Genomic DNA, 3,100 nt, shown 5'->3' on the forward strand with positions numbered 1-3,100 from the left:
CCGCCACCTTGCCGATCGTGACGACAAGCGTGAGCGCAAGCCCGCCGCCGCCGCTTGCGCCCGCCATCGCCGGAAGCAGCACCAGCGCCAGCACCATCACCAGATCCTCGACGATCAGCCAACCGACCGCGATGCGGCCGCGGTCGGTATCGATCAGCCGCAATTCCTGCAGCGCCTTCAGCAGCACCACCGTGCTGGCCACGGACAAGGCCAGTCCGAAGACGAAGCCGCCCGCGAGCGACCAGCCGAGTGCGGCGGCCAGCGCCATCCCCATCAAGGTCGCCGCCGCGATCTGTACGACGGCCCCGGGAATGGCGATGCGCCGGACCGCCATCAGATCCTTGAGCGAGAAGTGCAGCCCCACGCCGAACATCAGCAGGATGACGCCGATCTCGGCCAGCTCGTTGGCGAGACGCTGGTCGGCCACATAACCCGGGGTGAACGGCCCGATCGCGACGCCCGCCAGCAGATAGCCGATCAGCGGCGGCAGGCGCAGCCGGCTGGCCAGCGTTCCGAGCAGGAAAGCGAGGACGATGCCGGCGACGATCGTTCCGATGAGGGGCGTATGATGCGGCATTGTCTCCCCTTGCCGTTGCGGTGTCCGTCTGAACCTAACCCAGTTGCAATCAGATAGATGCGCCTTTCCGTCCGATAGTTACGGAGGGGGTGACAATGTCCCTTCGACGCGGGAAGAAAGGATCATGGCGCTCCCGGTACATTCCACGGCCTTTTCCGACACCTTGGTCGTGCTGGGAGCAGCGGGGCTCGTCATCCCGGCCTTCGCGCGCTTCCGGATCAATCCGGTCATCGGTTTCATCCTGGTCGGGCTGCTGGTCGGGCCATCGGGGCTGGGCAGTCTGGTCGGTCAGGCGCCATGGCTGTTTCATTTCACCATTACCGACGTGAGCTCGATCGAGCCATTCGCCGAGCTTGGCGTCGTGCTGCTGCTGTTCTCGATCGGGCTCGAACTTTCGTTCAGGCGCCTGTGGGCAATGCGCAGCATGGTGTTCGGGCTGGGTGCGGCCGAGCTGTTTCTGTCCGGCCTGGTGCTGGGGCTCGCTTTCCGCCTCCTGCTGGGCCTGAGCTGGCCCGGCGCGCTGGGGTTGGGCACGGCGCTCGCTTTGTCGTCGACCGCGCTGGTGCTGCCGATGACGGGCATGACCGGCGCGGTCGGCCGGCGCGCCTTCAGCATGCTGCTGTTCGAGGACGTGGCGCTGGTGCCGATCATCTTCACGCTCGGCGCACTCGCCCCGTTCGGCGCGCAGGACCGGTGGGACGGGCTGGCGCGTACGATCGGCTTCGGAACGCTCACCATCGCGGCCATGTTGATCCTCGGTCGCGTGCTGCTCCCGCGCCTGTTCGCGCAGGCGGCGCGGACCAAGAGCCCCGAACTGTTTCTTGCGGTCAGCCTGCTGATCGTGATCCTCGCCTCGATTGCCACGTCGGCGGTCGGCCTGTCGCCGATCGTCGGCGCGCTCCTGGCCGGCATCCTGATCGCCGAGACCGATTATCATGCGGAGGTCGAATTGATCACCGCACCGTTCAAGGGACTGGCGCTCGGCGTGTTCCTGATCACGGTCGGCATGAGCGTCGACGTGCGCGTCATCGCCGCCGACTGGCTGTCGCTGACGACGGCGGTAGTGGGCGTCGTGCTGGTCAAGGCGCTGATCACCGCCGCGATCCTGCGGTTCAGCGGCGCGCGTCGCGGCGTCGCCACCGAAACGGGCATCCTGATGGCGAGCCCGTCGGAAACGACGCTGATCGTGCTGGCGACGGCGGTGCAGGCGCAGCTCATCTCCCGCGACACCGCGGCTTTCTGGCAAATCGTCACCGCGCTCGGCCTGACCATCACGCCACTGCTGGCGAGCGTCGGGCGCGACATCGCCCGCCGTGTCGAGAGACGTTCGGCCGGGCCGGTGGAGGAAGTGCCCGAGGAGGGCGTACAACGCGCCTATATCGTCGGCCTGGGCCGCGTCGGCCGGCTGGTCGCGCAGATGATGCAGGCGCACCGCCTGCCCTACCTCGCGGTCGACGCCGACGCCGACACGGTCGCGCATGCGCGGCGGCGGGGCTACAGCGCGACCTTCGGCGACATCACCCGCCCGGGCATGATCGACAAGCTTCATCTGGGCCAGGCGAGCGCGGTCGTGCTGACGATGGACGATCCGGTGCAGGTCGTGCGGATGACGCGGCGGATCCGGGATCAGTTTCCCGACCTGACGATCGTTGCGCGCGCGCGTGACCCGAACCATGCGGCCGAACTCTACCGCGCGGGCGCGACCGACGCCGTACCCGAGACGCTCGAATCCTCGCTGCAATTGTCGGAGGTGGTGCTGGTCGACCTCGGCCTCGCGATGGGGCCGGTGATCGCGTCGATCCATGAAAAGCGCGCGCAACTCCGCGCCAAGATCATGGAGATGGCGGCGATAACGCGCGAACCGCCTTTGCGCCGGAGGCGGCTGGACGAGGGCTGAGCGCGCGCCGCCCGGGCGGCGCGCGCTTCCGGTCAGACGCGCGTGGCGTGGACCGTCGCGGCGGCGGTCATCACCGCGCCGAAACGGGCGGCCGCCTGGATGACGTCGGCGGTGACGCCGTGGCTCTTCAGAACCTTTTCATGCGCGTCGATGCACATGCCGCAGCCGTTCTGCGCGGACACGGCGAGGCTGAACAGTTCGAAATCGGCCTTGTCGATGCCGGGCGAGGCGAGCACGTTCATGCGCAGCTTGGCCGGCAGCGTGCCATATTCCTTGTTCGAGGCGAGGTGCGTGAAGCGGTAATAGACGTTGTTCATCGCCATCACCGCCGCCGCCGCGCGGGCTGCATTGGCCGCCTCGGGCGAGAGCTTGGGCGCGCACTCGGCCTCGGCCGCATCGACCAGCGGCTTGTAGCCGGATCCATGCGCGGTAGTCAGCAGAAGGCCGTACTTGCGCTGGTCGCCGAGCGTCTGATCGCCGGCGAGACTGTTGAGATTGAGGCGGATGTCCTTGGCATAGTCCGGCAGTGCATCGGCAAAGGTCTTGAGCGACATGGGGTATTCTCCTTGAACAGCGGACAAGAAAAAAGGGGCGCGCGAGCGGTTGCCCGGCGCCCCTTTTCCGTC

The 3,100-nt window shown here is 67.6% G+C and carries 3 protein-coding genes; 1 reads left to right on the forward strand and 2 read right to left on the reverse strand.

Features of this window, described 5'->3' with window-relative positions; translation table 11 throughout:
- On the reverse strand, nt 1-577 hold a 577-nt coding region (locus ACOJSF_RS06525; RefSeq protein WP_420141407.1), incomplete at its 3' end, for a cation:proton antiporter.
- A gap of 124 nt (nt 578-701) precedes the next feature.
- Between ACOJSF_RS06525 and ACOJSF_RS06530 the strand changes: the two genes are divergently transcribed.
- Nucleotides 702-2,474: a cation:proton antiporter gene (locus tag ACOJSF_RS06530; RefSeq protein ID WP_420141408.1), complete on the forward strand. Its 1,773-nt coding sequence runs from the start codon at nt 702-704 to the stop codon at nt 2,472-2,474.
- A 32-nt stretch (nt 2,475-2,506) separates the two neighbouring features.
- Here ACOJSF_RS06530 and ACOJSF_RS06535 read toward each other — a convergent pair whose 3' ends face one another.
- Nucleotides 2,507-3,028, reverse strand: a complete 522-nt coding sequence (locus ACOJSF_RS06535) for a carboxymuconolactone decarboxylase family protein (protein WP_420141409.1) — start codon at nt 3,026-3,028, stop codon at nt 2,507-2,509.
- Nucleotides 3,029-3,100: the final 72 nt, after the last annotated feature.

It is taken from the genome of Sphingomonas sp. (genome assembly GCF_048594985.1).
Taxonomy (GTDB): Bacteria; Pseudomonadota; Alphaproteobacteria; order Sphingomonadales; family Sphingomonadaceae; genus Sphingomonas_I.

Excerpts from the sequence above, each read along its gene's own strand:
- ACOJSF_RS06530 (WP_420141408.1), top strand. The coding sequence starts at position 702 with ATGGCGCTCCCGGTACATTCCACGGCCTTTTCCGACACCTTGGTCGTG.
- ACOJSF_RS06535 (WP_420141409.1), bottom strand. The coding sequence starts at position 3,028 with ATGTCGCTCAAGACCTTTGCCGATGCACTGCCGGACTATGCCAAGGAC.